We start from the raw sequence: 14,228 nt of genomic DNA on the forward strand, positions 1-14,228 counted from the left end.
ATCAAATAAAAATTGAACAGATTAGCATGTCCAGAACAGTACCATCGCCAGATCGTCCATTTTCCCCGCTGTTATTTATTCAACCTGCTGTGATTCAAATTCTTCAAATCATTGGGCTGGCGCTGATCGCTGTCAGTATCGTGTATCTGCTGGCAGCAAACTGGTGGATGTTGCCCAAGTTTGTCCAGCTGTTTATTCCTCAAATTTTATTGCTGGGTTCGGCATTGTTGAGTGTGCGTTTCGCGGCACGGGAAAAGTTAAGACAAAGTCTGGATACTGTATCGGGTCTAATGCTCGGCTTAAGTCTGGCCGTGATTGGACAGATTTATCAGACCGGTGCTGACAGTTATCAGTTATTTCTGCTTTGGGCTTTACTGCTACTGCCGTGGCTGTATCGGCCGAATATTGGGATCTTTGCATTATTTTGTGTGGTCAGTCAGCTGGCGCTGTATTTTTATTTTAAACAAAGCTTTTGGTTGGTGCGTGCTGAAACTCTTTATCTGCTCAGTCTGAATCTTTTGACCGGGCTAAGTATGATCTATGCCTTACGTTATTATCCGGTTTTGCGCTATCTGTTTATCGCCATCGTGGTACTCATTTCGGTAGTGAGTATGTTCCGGTTTGTCGACTCGGATTCGATCTGGTATTTGGCTTCGGTGCTGGTTCTGCCTATTTTATTCAGTGCTTATTTCTATACCCGAAAGCAACAGCTTGAAACCAGCTTACTGATTGCAGGACTGGCACTGAGTTTTAGTATTCTGATTTTTGATCTCACTGAGCAATATTTACAGGATTCAGCCGCCGGCTTATTGGTATTGGCTTTGTTGATATTCAGTTGGTTTGCAGCTATTACAGGTTTGCTGATCAAGCTGTTGCCCAAGAGCCGGTTTTCGGTCATTCCATTGGCCTTGGGCGCATGGATTGCTGGTGTGATCTTGGCCATGCTGTTGCTGACCTATTGGGGAAATTTTTCGATTCTGATGGGAGTCATTTTTATCGCAGTCGCCTGGTGGTTGATTCGTAGCAAGCCCTCAGTTTTTCTGCGGCAATTGGCTTATTGTTTGTGGGTGTGCGGTCAGGCCGCGGTATTGATTCATACCCAATTACTCACAGAGAGCCTATTACTGATTTGGCTGATACAAGTCGGCATTACGCTGCTGACTATCATGAGTCGTATGCATTGGCTGGTGGTGCTGTTGCAGTTGTTACTTGCACATATACTGGGAATTGCAGTTCTGGTCGAGCAACATGCATTTTTTCAGGATCAGCGCCTGCTGACGTGGATCATGCTGCTGAATTACAGCATTCTGACAGGAGCTTTGCTTACTGCGAGATACTGGCTCGCTTCAGCTTATGCCAAAAGCATGAATTTATGGATGATTAGTATTTTGGTGGTGACGGCTATTTTTCAATGTTTACTGCAATTTGGTGTGGCTCAGCAATTGCAGCCACATGGTATAGATGAAGCCATGATTTTCTATATTTTGCCAGCTTTCTGGCTATTGAGTTTTGTCGGGATTCATCTCAAGCAATTTTCACGAATTCAACTCTGGCTGATTCCTGCTGCGGGAATTCTGCTGATTGCATTGGGTTACTTTGAAATTTTTATCATTTTAGTGTTTATGGCTTGGGCCATGGTGAATCAACAACGATTGATGCAAGCCTTGAGCATTTTGCTACTGATCTTCTGGTTATGGCTGCTGTATTACAATCTGGGACTAAGTTTTTTATTTAAAAGTGTCAGTATTTTTGCCTCAGGTGTGCTGGTGTTGCTTTTGGCTTATGTGTTGAGTTCACCGAAGTTCCAGCTGAAAGCAGGAGTGGTCTCATGATGAAAAAGTTTATGGGGCTGCACCTGAGTATTTTTAGTATTGCTTTATTCGTAGGTTTAATTGTCCAGCATGAATGGCATCTGGCCAAAAGCGACAGTATCTTTGTCGAGTTGGCACCAGTCGATCCGCGTTCGATCCTGCAAGGGGATTATATGGTACTGAACTATGATCTGCATTTTAGCGCAGTGGCAGCGGGGAATGGTTCCGAACAGCCTGTTTCTGACATAAAGATTGAAGATTTTAAAAATCAATCACATGTAATGAGTTATGTGCAGCTGGAGCAGCAGCGCAGAGTTATTAAAACCAGTTTTGATCGAAGTGCACTCAATCAATCGGAACGTGTAGCCCGATTAATGCTGAAAAACCCACGCAATACTTTTGAGGCTTTGTATCCTGCTGCTAACAGTTTCATGTTCCCCGAGGGTCTGGAGCCTTGTTATCGTAACGCCAAATTTGCAGAGCTGAAGGTGAAGGAAAATGGCAAGGCCTTGTTATTTGATTTGCTGGATCAACAATTAAAACCCTTAAACTGTGAAAGCTCTAAAAGCTGGCGAGAGGGCAGTTAAATAGGTCAATATTCGGGTATTAAAAAAGCCCGCAATGTGCGAGCTTTTGGGTATCTGGTCTGATCAGATTATGCGACTTGTACCGGAATACAGTTGGCGGTGTGGCTGACTGTATTATTTGGGTTAGCATAAACCAAGCGAGGCTGATGGGCATTCGCTTCAGCTTCAGTGAAATCGCCAAAGGTTGCAATAATCACGATATCGCCTACATCGGCTTGATGCGCAGCGCCACCATTGACTGAAATGATGCCTGAATTGTCTTCGCCACGAATTGCATAAGTTGCAAAACGTTTACCATTGGTCACGTTCCACACATGAATTTCTTCGTATTCACGAATGCCAGCCAAATCCATCAAAACGCCATCAATTGCACATGAACCTTCATAGTGTAGTTCTGCATGTGTAACGTGAGCGCGGTGAATTTTGCATTTTAATAAACGAGATAGCATGGCTAGCGTCCCCTGAGTTGACCTAAGAGTTTGATCATTTGGTTAAATCAATCTTGCTTGCTGTATGGTGAACAATCGAGCAAACGCATTTTGCGCTTAAATAAACTTTCTGGCAAGCGGAATTGTCCAGCAATTTTTGAATGTTTAGTTCGGCTTATATGCGTTGATTTGATTCATGGCTTGCTGTACTTCACCGTTCACCAGCATTTTTGTGCGGGCGAGCGCATGGGAAATTGCATCATCCATTAAATTCTGTTCGCTGCTAGGTGCTTTACTGAGCACATGACCGGAAACACGGTCTTTGGCACCAGGATGACCAATTCCAATACGCAGGCGATGGAAGTTTGAACCAATATGCGGCACGATATCGCGTAGACCATTATGACCACCGTGACCACCGCCAGTTTTCAGGCGAATGACACCGGGATTCATGTCCAGTTCATCATGGGCAATCAGGATCGATTCAGGTGCGATATTGTAAAATTTGGCGAAAGGAACAACACTTTTGCCGGAAAGGTTCATAAAGGTTGTCGGTAGAAGAAGACGGACGTCTTGACCTTCGATATTGCCACGACCGCTAAATCCGTTGAATTTCGGGTCTTTTTTGAGGGTAATGCCATATTGGTCTGCAAGGCGTTCTACGAACCAGAAGCCTGCATTATGGCGGGTTTGGGCATACTCAGAACCTGGGTTACCCAAACCAACAATCAGTGAAATATTTGACACTAATTACACCATTAACACTTATGCGCGTTTGAAGTCAGCGTGCATTGGTGTGTTTTTAGCTGGGTGACGTTGTAACGCTTGGATTTTCACGCTTTCAACTTTACCGTCTACATCAATTTCGATAACTTCTTCAAAGAATGAATTGTTTTCTAAGAATTTAACAAGCTGACGAAGCTCAACAGTAATTGCTACAGGAGCAGCTTCACCACCGTAGATGATTGCAGGAACTTTAGCTTGAAGACGAAGGCGGCGGCTCGCACCTTTCCCTTGAACTGCTTCTTCACGTGCTGCTGCGTTTAATACGAAGTTTGCCATGATAGACATCCTATTTAAGTTAAATGAACCAGACTTGCGACCAGTCTGGTGAGTAAAAGCCCTACCAAATGGCAGGGCTTTGAAAATTCAGCGCTCTATTATAGATAAGAATCGAACATTGCGCTAATAGATTCTTCGTTGTTAATACGACGAATCGTTTCGGCAACCATACTGGCTACTGAAACCTGGCGAATCTTGCCCAGTGCTAAAGCTTCATCAGAAAGAGGAATGGTATCAGTCACAACCAGTTCATCAATCACAGAATTCTTTAAGTTTTCAATCGCTTTACCAGAAAGTACTGGATGCGTTGCATACGCAACAACCTTGCGAGCACCGAAAGTTTTCAATGCATCAGCAGCTTTGCATAGCGTACCAGCAGTATCTACCATGTCATCAACAATGACACAATCACGATCTTTTACATCGCCAATCAAATGCATCACTTGTGATTCATTCGCTTTTTGACGACGCTTATCGATGATTGCAAGATCGATATCGCCCATTTGTTTCGCAACAGCACGTGCACGCACTACACCACCTACGTCAGGTGAAACCACCATCAGGTTGTGATGCGACTGTTGACGCAAGTCAGCAAGTAGCGCTGGTGTACCGTAGATGTTGTCTACAGGGATATCGAAGAAGCCTTGGATCTGGTCAGCGTGCAAGTCGATCATCACAACACGGTCAACGCCTACAGTAGTGAGCATGTCTGCTACAACTTTTGCAGTAATTGGAACACGTGCTGAACGTGGACGACGGTCTTGACGAGCATAACCAAAATAAGGAATCACGGCAGTAATACGACCCGCACTTGCACGACGCAAAGCATCAGCCATCACCAAGATTTCCATCAGGTTATCGTTAGTTGGGGCACAAGTAGGTTGTACGATAAATACGTCTTTACCACGAACGTTTTCAGTAATCTCGACAGCAATTTCACCATCAGAGAACTGACCTACAGAGGCAGCGCCTAGAGGAATATGTAAGTGACTTACGACTTTTTGAGCGAATTGTGGATGCGCAGATCCACTAAAAACGACAAGATTGGGCATGAAGCACCCTTGGCGGTTGGGATATATGGGAATAGATGGCAGGGGTAGCTGGATTCGAACCAACGGATGCCGAGATCAAAACCCGGTGCCTTACCACTTGGCGATACCCCTAATGCGGCAGAACTTTAATATTTTTGCGGTAAAGTGTCAAGGTAAATTAACAGTCTTACAGCAAATGAGTGTTCTGTCTTTTTTCGAGAAAATGGCAGGGGCGGCTGGATTCGAACCAACGGATGCCGAGATCAAAACCCGGTGCCTTACCACTTGGCGACGCCCCTAATTTGATGACTGTAAGATGGCAGGGGTAGCTGGATTCGAACCAACGGATGCCGAGATCAAAACCCGGTGCCTTACCACTTGGCGATACCCCTATCTACACTTTAAACTGAACTAAAGGTGATTCTTGTAAACTGTTGACCAGGTAAGCTTTACATGGTGCATTTGCAAGAATATCTTCGATATTCAGATTGTCAGTGACTTCAATAAACACACAAGCACCTGTACCTGTAAGCTTTGCTCTACCGAACTGGTCGAGATATTGCATTGCTTCATCGACTTCAGGATATAAGCTTCTTGCCAGTGGCTCAAAGTTATTTCCAAAATCAGATGGCGTTTCCTGATAGGCGCAAAATTTAGTGCTCTTCGTGTCTCTTGTCAATGCTTTTTGCGAAAAAAGCAGTTGAGTGCTGATAAAACAATCAGGTTTTAACACAATGAATTTTTTTTGATCTAAGTCTATGAATGTTAAGTGTTCACCAATGCCTTCAGCCCAAGCATTTTTACCATGCACAAATATCGGCACATCTGCACCCAGTTTAACCCCGAGATCTGCCAGTTGCTCAATATTTAAATCGCACTGCCAGAGCTGGTTTATCACAATCAGGGTCGTCGCTGCATTGGAAGACCCTCCACCCAGACCTGCACCCATCGGGATATTTTTTTCCAGACGAATTTTTAGTCCGCACGGCGTTTTGGCATAGGGCTTCAATAATTGTATCGCCCGATAGATTAAATTCTGTTGCAGATCGACTGAGGCCAAACCTTCTATCTGAATCGCATCATCAGCGCTTTGTTCAAACTCCAGCCAGTCATACAGGTCAATCAACTGAAAAATACTTTGCAGTTCATGATAGCCATTTTCACGGCGACCGGTAATATGTAAAAACAAATTCAGTTTAGCAGGCGAAGGAACACGAATTATCATGGGCTGGAATCAGGTCAATTAACGGTTTTCAATGATCATTGTAATACGGTTTTCCGCACCATTTTCAAGTGACTGCTTTAAAATCAAACGGTTTGGCATTTTGGCCTGCGCATTATAATTGAGATCGACCGTCCAGCCCTGTTCGATAATCTGGTTAATTCGCTGTGTATCGTCTTTTTGTAATTTGGCAGTCGTGGTAGCAGGGCGGGCTTGTACCCAATCGACTAAATAACTGATCGGCGCTTGCCAGCCGGTTGCACGTTGCAGTAATTCTTCGGCACTGGCTGCCTGAATCACACCGGTTTTTGCGCTGTTTAAGGTCACTTGTCCCGGTGTGCCAGAAATCTGGGTTTTACCGACGCCTAAGATACCGCTGAGCTCAATATCGAATTCTTCCTGCTGTTGTACCCAGGTAAAGAATGCGCTGCCAGTCTGTTGAGGGGTACGAACGCCAATTTTACCTTGCAGCTGAAATTGATTCTCTGCCTGTACAGACGGGGTGGCAGGCGCTTGAGGCTTGATCATCTGCTGACAGCCAGTTAAAAATAAAGCAGTGGCTGCAAAGGCACAGCAGCCCAATTGGCTCAAATTGCGCATAAATTAATTAACTCGTTTTGGTTTGTGGTGCTAACAATAGCGAATTAAGTTGTTTCAATTCTGGGTCATTTGGATGGTTTTGTTGTAATTGTTGTAACACTTGGTGGAATTGTTGTAGATCACCTTTCATGTACAAGGAACGGGCATAACGCACGCCAATCTTCACATTCGGATTCAACTGATAAGCTTTGTATAACACGTCCGCAGCTGTGGCGAAGTCATTCTGTAAATAACAGATATAACCATAGGTATCCAGAATGGATGCCTGTTCCGGTGCATATTCCAGTGCCTGTTCGACATAGCGGCGTGCTTCTTCGAGACGACGGTTCTGCATCGCCAGGGTATAGGCATAGGCATTCAGATAGGTCGGACTGTTCGGTTCAATTTTAAGTAAAGTGCTAAGTAGTTCATCCAGCTTGACGCGATCCTGATGGGGATCCAGCAACAGAACTTGCGAATAGACCAGTTCAGGGTCATCCGGCAGGTTTTTGCTGGCTTCTTCCAACAGGCGAATCGCAGCTTTTTTATTCTGCATGCGCGTCAAAATATCCGCCTGAGCTAGATAGAGGAAGCTGGCATGTTGTGGATAATTCACCCTTTCCTGGGTTAAGAAACGCAGCGCATCATGCAGCTTATCCTGCTGGGCGAAAATCGAGATCATGTTGCGACGTGAGACGGTGTAAAGACTGCCATCGACCAGACGATAATAGGCTTTAGCCGTTTCATAATGCTGTTTGCGTTCTGCATTGACCGCCAGATAATAATAAGCTTCATTTTGATACTGCGCAGAATAACGCAGTTCGACCAGATATTTTTCGGCTTTCTCGTATTCTTCCAGGTCGATACTGGTTAGTCCGGCAATAAACAGGGCTTCTTCGGCAGTCGGCCATTTTTTTAGAATGTCTTGCAGTTTTTTTAGCGCCAAAGTCGCTTCGTTCAGCTTGACCAGATATTTGACTTCGGACAGACGTACATCCAGATTATTGCGGTGTTTACGGCTGGATTTTTCATACCATTGCAGTGTCGCCTGAGTATCGCCGAGTGCATTGAGCAGATTGGCCTTCATCAGGATATAGCCGGTCGCATTCGGACGTTTTTTTAAGGCGCGGTTAACTGTATTTAAAGCCTGTTCAAGCTGACCATTTTGTGCTTCCAGACCGGCCACTAGCACCAGAATAGATGGATTGTCCTTGGCTTTAGTGGTGCTTAAGGCCTGAATCAGATAAGTACGATCCTCTGTGCCTTCCGGTGAAATTCCGGCGAGAATTTCTTCCAGATCGGCACTGTCATCAATTTGCAGGATTTTTTCTAAGGTCTCAGCAGCCAGCTCATATTCATGCGCTTTAAGGGCAATATGTGATAAATAAAATAAAGCAGGGACGTCTTGTGGCTCTTGTACCACCCAGTGCGTGGAGATATCTAGTGCTGCCTGTAGGTCATCATGTTCCAGCGCGACATTCAGTGCACGCTGCTTGACTGAAGTGGAATTGCTCTTGATCGCCAGCACCGTATAGTTGTGCAAAGCAGTCGGAATGTCATGTGCAGCGATGGCAAACTCAGCCATCATACTTTGTTTTATCGCATCATAATTTTGATTTGCATGGTAAACTGCTTCCGCTGCATAAAGATGCGCAGTCGAAGCCATGCTACCCACCAGTAGGAATGTGGTAGAATATTGCTTAATTGTAGGGCCGTTGATACGGCTAATTGTTTGACGCAATTTTTTATTGATCCAAGTAATGCTTTTTATGACACCGATGTTGCACAATAGCATAAATTTAGTGAAATGATGACCTGATATGTCTTTCTTTGCATTGGGTGTCAACCATCAAACTGCCTCTGTAGAACTGCGCGAACAAGTGGCGTTTAACCCTGAAAAGTTAAGTGCCATTCTTGCCGAGCAAAGCCAACACCCTGAACTGAACGACATGGTGGTGGTGTCTACATGTAACCGGACCGAAGTTTACGCCATGTCTGACAATGCTGACATGGTGCTGAACTGGCTCGCCCAGAAAAATGGGGTGGATGTCAAACAACTGCAACATCATGTCTATCGTTATGAAAATGCTCAAGCGGTGACGCATCTGATGCGTGTTGCCAGTGGTCTGGATTCACTGATGCTAGGTGAACCACAAATTCTGGGGCAGGTCAAAACCGCACTTTCTCTGGCCAAAGACTCTCATACCGTTTCGCAAAACCTGAACCGCATTTTTGAATATGCTTTTTATGCCGCTAAACGTGTGCGTTCGGAAACGGCTGTCGGTAGTCATGCGGTCTCGATGGGCTATGCGGTAGCACAACTTGCCTTGCAAGTGTTTAGTCACCCGGACAAGCTGACCATTATGGTGGTGGCAGCTGGAGAGATGAACAGTCTGGTGGCTAAGCATCTTGCAGAAATGGGTGTGGGCAAGATCATCATCTGTAACCGTACCCGCGAGCGTGCGGATATTCTGGCACAGGAAATTGCACATCGAGTTGAAGTCGAAATTATAGATTTTGATCAGCTTGCAGAAAATCTGCATCGTGCCGATGTCATTTCCAGTTGTACCGGCAGTTTGCATCAGGTGATTCACTATCCTGATATCAAGGCAGCATTAAAGAAACGCCGTTACCAGCAGATGCTGCTGGTCGATCTGGCAGTGCCACGCGATATTGATGCCAAAGTAGAAAGCCTGGACGGGGTTTATCTGTATGGGGTCGATGACCTGCAAAGCGTGATTGAGGAAAATCTGGCACAGCGCCGTCAAGCGGCTGTTGAGGCTGAGATCATGGTCAATCAGCTGGCTACAGAACTGATGACCCAGCAAAAGGTCAAACAGGCCGGGGCGACCATTCATGCCTATCGTGACCACGGGGAAACATTACGTCAGGAAGAATTGTCACTGGCAATGCAGCGTATTGCCAAGGGCGAAAAGGCGGAAACGGTACTGGCCGAGTTTTCACATCGTTTAACCCAAAAACTGTTGCATCCAACTTCTATTGTGCTGCGTGAGGCGGCCAAAGCGGAAGATCCTACCTATTTTGAGCTGTTACAGGAAGAACTGGGCAATGTAGTCGCGAAGCGTCGTAAATCCAGGCATTCGTTTTAATCAGCATGATGAGAAGCTTGGTTCTTTGCTGATTTGTACTTCAACATAAAACCCAGCCTGATTATTTGAGAAAATTATAAATAATAATGTGAGCTAGCAGTGACTTCATTGGATTCAAAAGAATCAATAATTTGAGAAATTAATCTTCTAACAGGGTCATTGAGCGTTTGCGGTCAATCTCATAAATCTGCATTTTCAGGTTTTTCATTTCTGCAATACTGTTAAATTTCTTGGATTTAATCTTGTTTTTTAAACACTGATATTGCAGCTTGGTTGAAAAATCAGCCGCGAGCTTATCGGCCTGTTCCGGCGATGAGGTGTAATCGCTGACATTGGCATGCTGCAGAATATGCTGCAGTTCATGATGATGGGCTGCGCAGGCACCGAGCACATAATAGATCGACAGTTCAGGATCATCCGGCAAGTCATCAAAAATCACATTCAGAATATTCAAAATCTTAAACAGCAACTGATCTTCCGCTACTAGCGCGCGCAGTGGTTCAAAATGAATATACAGATAAGGATGATTCATCAAGATCGCAATCACATATTCTTCAGCATCAATTTTGGTACTAAAGCTTAAAGATGCATCTGTATTGACCTTAGGTTGCCATTTACGATTAAAGCCCAGTTTTTCGCGGAAAAATTGCTGCAGCAGATAACGGAAGGAGCCGTGTTTGGGCAGTAACTCGGTCAGATTTTTTAGTTCACCCATAACCTGACTCTTGCCTTCAGGTGTGGTGATATCCTGATTTTGGGTCAGATGGGCAAACACGAAGTCCGACATCAACGGTGCCTGATCCAGCAAGCGTCTGAAGTTTTCTATCCCTTCACGGCGGATCAATGAATCTGGGTCATGGTCAGCGGGCAAAACAAAGAACTTCAGCTCTCGGCCATCATTCAGCAGGGGCAGGGCAATGTCCAAGGTACGGCGCGCTGCTTTTTGACCGGCAGCATCCCCATCAAAGGCAATGGTCAGCCGGTTGCTCTGCTTGAACAGAATATTCAGGTGGTCGGTATTACTCGCTGTGCCTAAAGTCGCCACTGCGCCATGAATGCCATATTGCTGAAGCGCAATCACATCCATATAGCCTTCGACCATCAGCCATTCTTGGGCTTTCTGTTTGCGGCCCTCATAGAGGCCGTACAGCAACTGGTTTTTATGGAAGACTTCAGAATCTGGCGAGTTGATGTATTTCGGCTTGATCTCGTCATTCAGGGCACGGCCGCCAAAGCCGACCACACGGCCCTTGGTATCACGGATCGGGAAAATGACTCGTTCACGCAGCAGGTCAAAATCACGGCCACTGTCGCTGGTGCGAATCAGACCTAAAAGTTTTAAGCCCTCAATATCCTGAGGAAAGGCTTTTTCCAGATGTTGCCAGTCTTCAGGCGCATAGCCTAAGCGCCAATAGGCAATGGTCTCTGCAGTCAGACCACGCTGCTTGAAGTATTGCTGGGCACTCGGGCTATTTGGGAGTTGGCGCTCATAGAACTGCGCGATATTTTCTAGCAGGTCGTAGAGGTTACCGTCTTGCTGAACTTCCGCCATCGGTAGGTGTTCAAAAGAAGCAAAAGGGTCACCATAAAAATCCTGTTCGACTGTCTGAAACTCTGCAAATGGATCGAAACTCGCCGTAGATGCAGCATTATTATTTTCTGTTGGAGCGTTATTCTGTTGCGGCTGAGTTTGTGGTGCAGTTTGAGCAGGCACGATTTTGGGTTTGGCTGCTTCACGTTTATATTTTAATTTATTGGAATCAGTATTGTCTTTAGGCAGTTCGATGCCCGTCTGGCTGGACAGGTCTTTCATCACTTCGACAAAATTACGGCTGCCAATGTCCATTAAAAAACGGATGGCATTACCGTTGGCTTGACAGCCAAAACAGTGAAAATACTGTTTGTCACGATAGACGTGGAAAGACGGTGATTTTTCCTGATGAAAAGGGCAGCAGCCTGAATAGGTACGGCCTGTTTTTTTCAGTTTTACGAATTGACCAATCACATCGACAATATCGGTGCGATCGAGAATCTGATCAATCGTATGTTGAGGAATGGCCATGGTCTGCTGAGCTTCTCGTGCTGGAATCTAAGGTCTAAATCACTGAAAAAATGAAAATAGTCTAGTTGGACATTGAATATTTTAAGTTCCTTTGTATACCTTTTGCACGTTTTGTTCAAGCCTGGGCAAGACAACGCAAAAGGGCAGGTATGATACCTTGCCCTTGAGGAAAATGCACCTGTAAAGCGCTGTCTTATTTGCTGATGCTGCCGGCCTTCTTTAGCTTTATTCAGCCGTTTTAGGACGATCCAGCAAACCAAATGAAATGCGATTGGTGATGCTGCGCTTTTCATTTTCTGGCGCATCAGACTGTGCATCGGTGTCGGTTACAGTCTTGGCTTCTTTACCAAAAATACCCAGTGTCGCGCGGTTAAAGAAGCTGCCTTCACTACGCGCTGCACGCAGATTCACCGTCCCATCTGATTTCACCAGATTCGGATAATTCAGCTTTAATACATCCACATATTGCTGAGAAGTCGCTTTATCACCTAGCTGAGCATAGCCATAAGCAACCGTTGCCAGTGCTTCTGGAATCTGCGGAGTTTGAGGATAATGTTCAATCACCCACAAGCCACGTTCAACTGCTGCCAGATAAGCCTTACGCTTGATGTTGAAACGTGCTGCGTTCATTTCATGCTCAGCCAGTTCCTGACCGATAAACTGCATACGCTGTGCTGCATCCACTGCATAAGTGCTAGATGGATAGCGGCGAATGAAATCAACAAAATTCTGGTAAGCCACTTTCAGGTAGCTGACATCACGATGCGACTGTTTCAGTGAGGTATAACGCAGCAGGCCGTTATAGTTCTGTTCCATATTTGAGACACCGCGTACATAGTAGGCATAGTCGACATTTGGATGTTGAGGGTTCAGACGGATAAAACGCTCTGCCAGTGCGACCGCACCTTCATAATCTTTTTGCTGGAATTTCACATACAACAGTTCCAGTTGCGCTTGCGGGGCATACTGACTGGTCGGGAAATAAGTTTCCAGCGCTTCCAACTGTTTTGCTGCATCGGTATATTGATTACGATCTAGCGCTTTCTGTGCTTTTTGAATATAAACCTGTTCGCTAGATTCCGGACCTTTATCCACGACTTCTTTTTTTGGATTACTGCTACAGCCTACCATTGCCGATGCAATGCCTAATGTCACAGCAAGCATTGTCATTTTATAATGTGGTAGCGACATAAAAATTCCTCTGTTAATACGGGCAATGAGCTACAATTGCACTATTAAACCACTTTTGTCTGAATGAGCAAATGAGTCAAGCACAATCTTCCAATTCTAATATCCCTGATACTGATTTCAATTTACTTGAAGATTCTGAGGATGCAGATAACCATACTTCAGAAGCAACTGCAACACGTTTATCGTTGCAATTTCAACTGGATGAAACTTATATCGGGCAACGGATCGACCAGATTGCCGCAATGGTCTGGAGCGATTTTTCTCGAGAAAAATTAAAGCAATGGATTAAAGATGGCAATTTATTGGTGAATGGTCAACCGGTTAAGCCGAAATTTAAAAGTGATGGTTTTGAAACCCTGACTTTAAATGTTGAGCTTGAAGCGCAAACGCGCAGTCTGCCGGAAGATATTCCACTGGATATCATCTATGAAGATGATGACATTATTGTCATCAATAAACCTGTAGGCATGGTAGTGCATCCGGGCGCTGGCAATAGTTCTGGCACCTTGGTGAATGCTTTATTGCATCACTATCCGAAATCAGCTGAACTGGCGCGTGCAGGTCTGGTACATCGTATCGATAAAGACACCAGTGGTCTGTTGGTGGTTGCCAAAAATCTGGAAGCACAGTTTGCCTTAAGCAAACAGCTTGAGAAAAAATCAGTATATCGCCTGTATGACCTGGTGGTTTACGGCAATATTATTGCTGGCGGTACCATTGATGAACCCATCAAACGCCATCCGGTGGATCGTGTGAAAATGACCGTACTTCCAGGTGGTAAAGACGCGGTGACGCATTACAATGTCAAAGAGCGTTTCCAGCATTTTACCCGTGTTCAAGCCCGTCTGGAAACTGGACGTACCCATCAGATCCGTGTGCATTTTAGCTATATCGGCTTTGGCTTGGTGGGCGATCAGGTGTATATGCCACGTGTCCGTATGCCTGCAGGTGCATCGCAATTATTAGATGATACTTTGCGTGGCTTCAAGCGTCAGGCTTTGCATGCTGTACAACTCGGTCTGACCCATCCGCGTACCAAAGAAGAAATGACCTTTGAAGCACCGTGGCCGGAAGACTTTGCCAATCTGGTTGAAGTGCTGCGTACCGAAAACAAAGCCTATTAATCTTTTTATTTAGCTCGCGTC

The 14,228-nt window shown here is 45.2% G+C and carries 13 protein-coding genes and 3 tRNA genes; 4 read left to right on the forward strand and 12 right to left on the reverse strand.

Going from position 1 to position 14,228, the window contains the following annotated elements:
• Positions 1 to 26 precede the first annotated feature (26 nt).
• On the forward strand, positions 27 to 1,832 hold the full coding sequence (locus MWG72_RS01105) for a DUF2157 domain-containing protein (protein WP_247143060.1): 1,806 nt from the start codon (positions 27 to 29) through the stop codon (positions 1,830 to 1,832).
• Complete coding sequence (locus MWG72_RS01110; RefSeq protein WP_247143082.1) at positions 1,832 to 2,398, forward strand: GDYXXLXY domain-containing protein; 567 nt, start codon at positions 1,832 to 1,834, stop codon at positions 2,396 to 2,398. Before MWG72_RS01105 ends, MWG72_RS01110 begins: the two co-directional genes overlap by 1 nt.
• Before the next feature lie 68 nt (positions 2,399 to 2,466).
• Here MWG72_RS01110 and panD read toward each other — a convergent pair whose 3' ends face one another.
• The 10 genes from panD to MWG72_RS01160 all read right to left on the reverse strand — a co-directional run bounded on the left by panD (position 2,467) and on the right by MWG72_RS01160 (position 8,461).
• Positions 2,467 to 2,847, reverse strand: a complete 381-nt coding sequence (gene panD / locus MWG72_RS01115; protein ID WP_004280606.1) for an aspartate 1-decarboxylase — start codon at positions 2,845 to 2,847, stop codon at positions 2,467 to 2,469.
• A 144-nt stretch (positions 2,848 to 2,991) separates the two neighbouring features.
• Entirely contained in the window at positions 2,992 to 3,573 is a 582-nt protein-coding gene (gene pth / locus MWG72_RS01120; protein WP_004645783.1) for an aminoacyl-tRNA hydrolase, read from the reverse strand.
• A gap of 18 nt (positions 3,574 to 3,591) precedes the next feature.
• Positions 3,592 to 3,888: a 50S ribosomal protein L25 gene (rplY, locus tag MWG72_RS01125; RefSeq protein ID WP_004645781.1), complete on the reverse strand. Its 297-nt coding sequence runs from the start codon at positions 3,886 to 3,888 to the stop codon at positions 3,592 to 3,594.
• A 98-nt stretch (positions 3,889 to 3,986) separates the two neighbouring features.
• Positions 3,987 to 4,940: a ribose-phosphate pyrophosphokinase gene (locus tag MWG72_RS01130; protein WP_004280601.1), complete on the reverse strand. Its 954-nt coding sequence runs from the start codon at positions 4,938 to 4,940 to the stop codon at positions 3,987 to 3,989.
• Between the two features lie 36 nt (positions 4,941 to 4,976).
• Positions 4,977 to 5,051, reverse strand: a tRNA-Gln gene (locus MWG72_RS01135).
• A 92-nt stretch (positions 5,052 to 5,143) separates the two neighbouring features.
• Positions 5,144 to 5,218 (reverse strand) — tRNA-Gln (locus MWG72_RS01140).
• A gap of 18 nt (positions 5,219 to 5,236) precedes the next feature.
• A tRNA-Gln gene (locus MWG72_RS01145) sits at positions 5,237 to 5,311 on the reverse strand.
• A 2-nt stretch (positions 5,312 to 5,313) separates the two neighbouring features.
• Positions 5,314 to 6,141, reverse strand: a complete 828-nt coding sequence (gene ispE, locus MWG72_RS01150) for a 4-(cytidine 5'-diphospho)-2-C-methyl-D-erythritol kinase (RefSeq protein ID WP_247143083.1) — start codon at positions 6,139 to 6,141, stop codon at positions 5,314 to 5,316.
• 21 nt (positions 6,142 to 6,162) lie between these two features.
• Positions 6,163 to 6,741: a lipoprotein insertase outer membrane protein LolB gene (gene lolB, locus MWG72_RS01155; RefSeq protein WP_121979624.1), complete on the reverse strand. Its 579-nt coding sequence runs from the start codon at positions 6,739 to 6,741 to the stop codon at positions 6,163 to 6,165.
• Between the two features lie 7 nt (positions 6,742 to 6,748).
• Positions 6,749 to 8,461, reverse strand: coding sequence for a tetratricopeptide repeat protein (locus tag MWG72_RS01160; protein WP_247143061.1), 1,713 nt, complete (start codon positions 8,459 to 8,461; stop codon positions 6,749 to 6,751).
• Between the two features lie 79 nt (positions 8,462 to 8,540).
• Between MWG72_RS01160 and hemA the strand changes: the two genes are divergently transcribed.
• Positions 8,541 to 9,830, forward strand: coding sequence for a glutamyl-tRNA reductase (gene hemA / locus MWG72_RS01165; protein WP_005247745.1), 1,290 nt, complete (start codon positions 8,541 to 8,543; stop codon positions 9,828 to 9,830).
• A gap of 139 nt (positions 9,831 to 9,969) precedes the next feature.
• Here the strand turns inward: hemA and MWG72_RS01170 are convergent, their stop codons facing one another.
• Together MWG72_RS01170 and MWG72_RS01175 are read right to left on the reverse strand one after the other, a co-directional pair.
• A complete protein-coding gene (locus MWG72_RS01170) occupies positions 9,970 to 11,892 on the reverse strand; it encodes a DNA primase (protein ID WP_004645776.1) in 1,923 nt (640 codons plus the stop codon).
• A 225-nt stretch (positions 11,893 to 12,117) separates the two neighbouring features.
• Complete coding sequence (locus MWG72_RS01175; protein WP_004645775.1) at positions 12,118 to 13,083, reverse strand: outer membrane protein assembly factor BamD; 966 nt, start codon at positions 13,081 to 13,083, stop codon at positions 12,118 to 12,120.
• 71 nt (positions 13,084 to 13,154) lie between these two features.
• On the opposite strand from MWG72_RS01175, the gene rluD reads away from it, so the two are divergent.
• Entirely contained in the window at positions 13,155 to 14,207 is a 1,053-nt protein-coding gene (rluD, locus tag MWG72_RS01180) for a 23S rRNA pseudouridine(1911/1915/1917) synthase RluD (protein ID WP_005265880.1), read from the forward strand.
• Positions 14,208 to 14,228 lie beyond the last annotated feature (21 nt).

This window comes from Acinetobacter lwoffii (assembly GCF_022967985.1).
Lineage (GTDB): Bacteria > Pseudomonadota > Gammaproteobacteria > Pseudomonadales > Moraxellaceae > Acinetobacter.

Bases quoted from the DNA above. Each gene is read 5' to 3' on its own strand.
- lolB (WP_121979624.1), bottom strand. From the start codon at position 6,741: ATGCGCAATTTGAGCCAATTGGGCTGCTGTGCCTTTGCAGCCACTGCT.
- hemA (WP_005247745.1), top strand. From the start codon at position 8,541: ATGTCTTTCTTTGCATTGGGTGTCAACCATCAAACTGCCTCTGTAGAA.
- MWG72_RS01110 (WP_247143082.1), top strand. From the start codon at position 1,832: ATGAAAAAGTTTATGGGGCTGCACCTGAGTATTTTTAGTATTGCTTTA.
- MWG72_RS01105 (WP_247143060.1), top strand. From the start codon at position 27: ATGTCCAGAACAGTACCATCGCCAGATCGTCCATTTTCCCCGCTGTTA.
- MWG72_RS01170 (WP_004645776.1), bottom strand. From the start codon at position 11,892: ATGGCCATTCCTCAACATACGATTGATCAGATTCTCGATCGCACCGAT.
- MWG72_RS01130 (WP_004280601.1), bottom strand. From the start codon at position 4,940: ATGCCCAATCTTGTCGTTTTTAGTGGATCTGCGCATCCACAATTCGCT.
- rluD (WP_005265880.1), top strand. From the start codon at position 13,155: ATGAGTCAAGCACAATCTTCCAATTCTAATATCCCTGATACTGATTTC.
- rplY (WP_004645781.1), bottom strand. From the start codon at position 3,888: ATGGCAAACTTCGTATTAAACGCAGCAGCACGTGAAGAAGCAGTTCAA.
- MWG72_RS01175 (WP_004645775.1), bottom strand. From the start codon at position 13,083: ATGTCGCTACCACATTATAAAATGACAATGCTTGCTGTGACATTAGGC.
- panD (WP_004280606.1), bottom strand. From the start codon at position 2,847: ATGCTATCTCGTTTATTAAAATGCAAAATTCACCGCGCTCACGTTACA.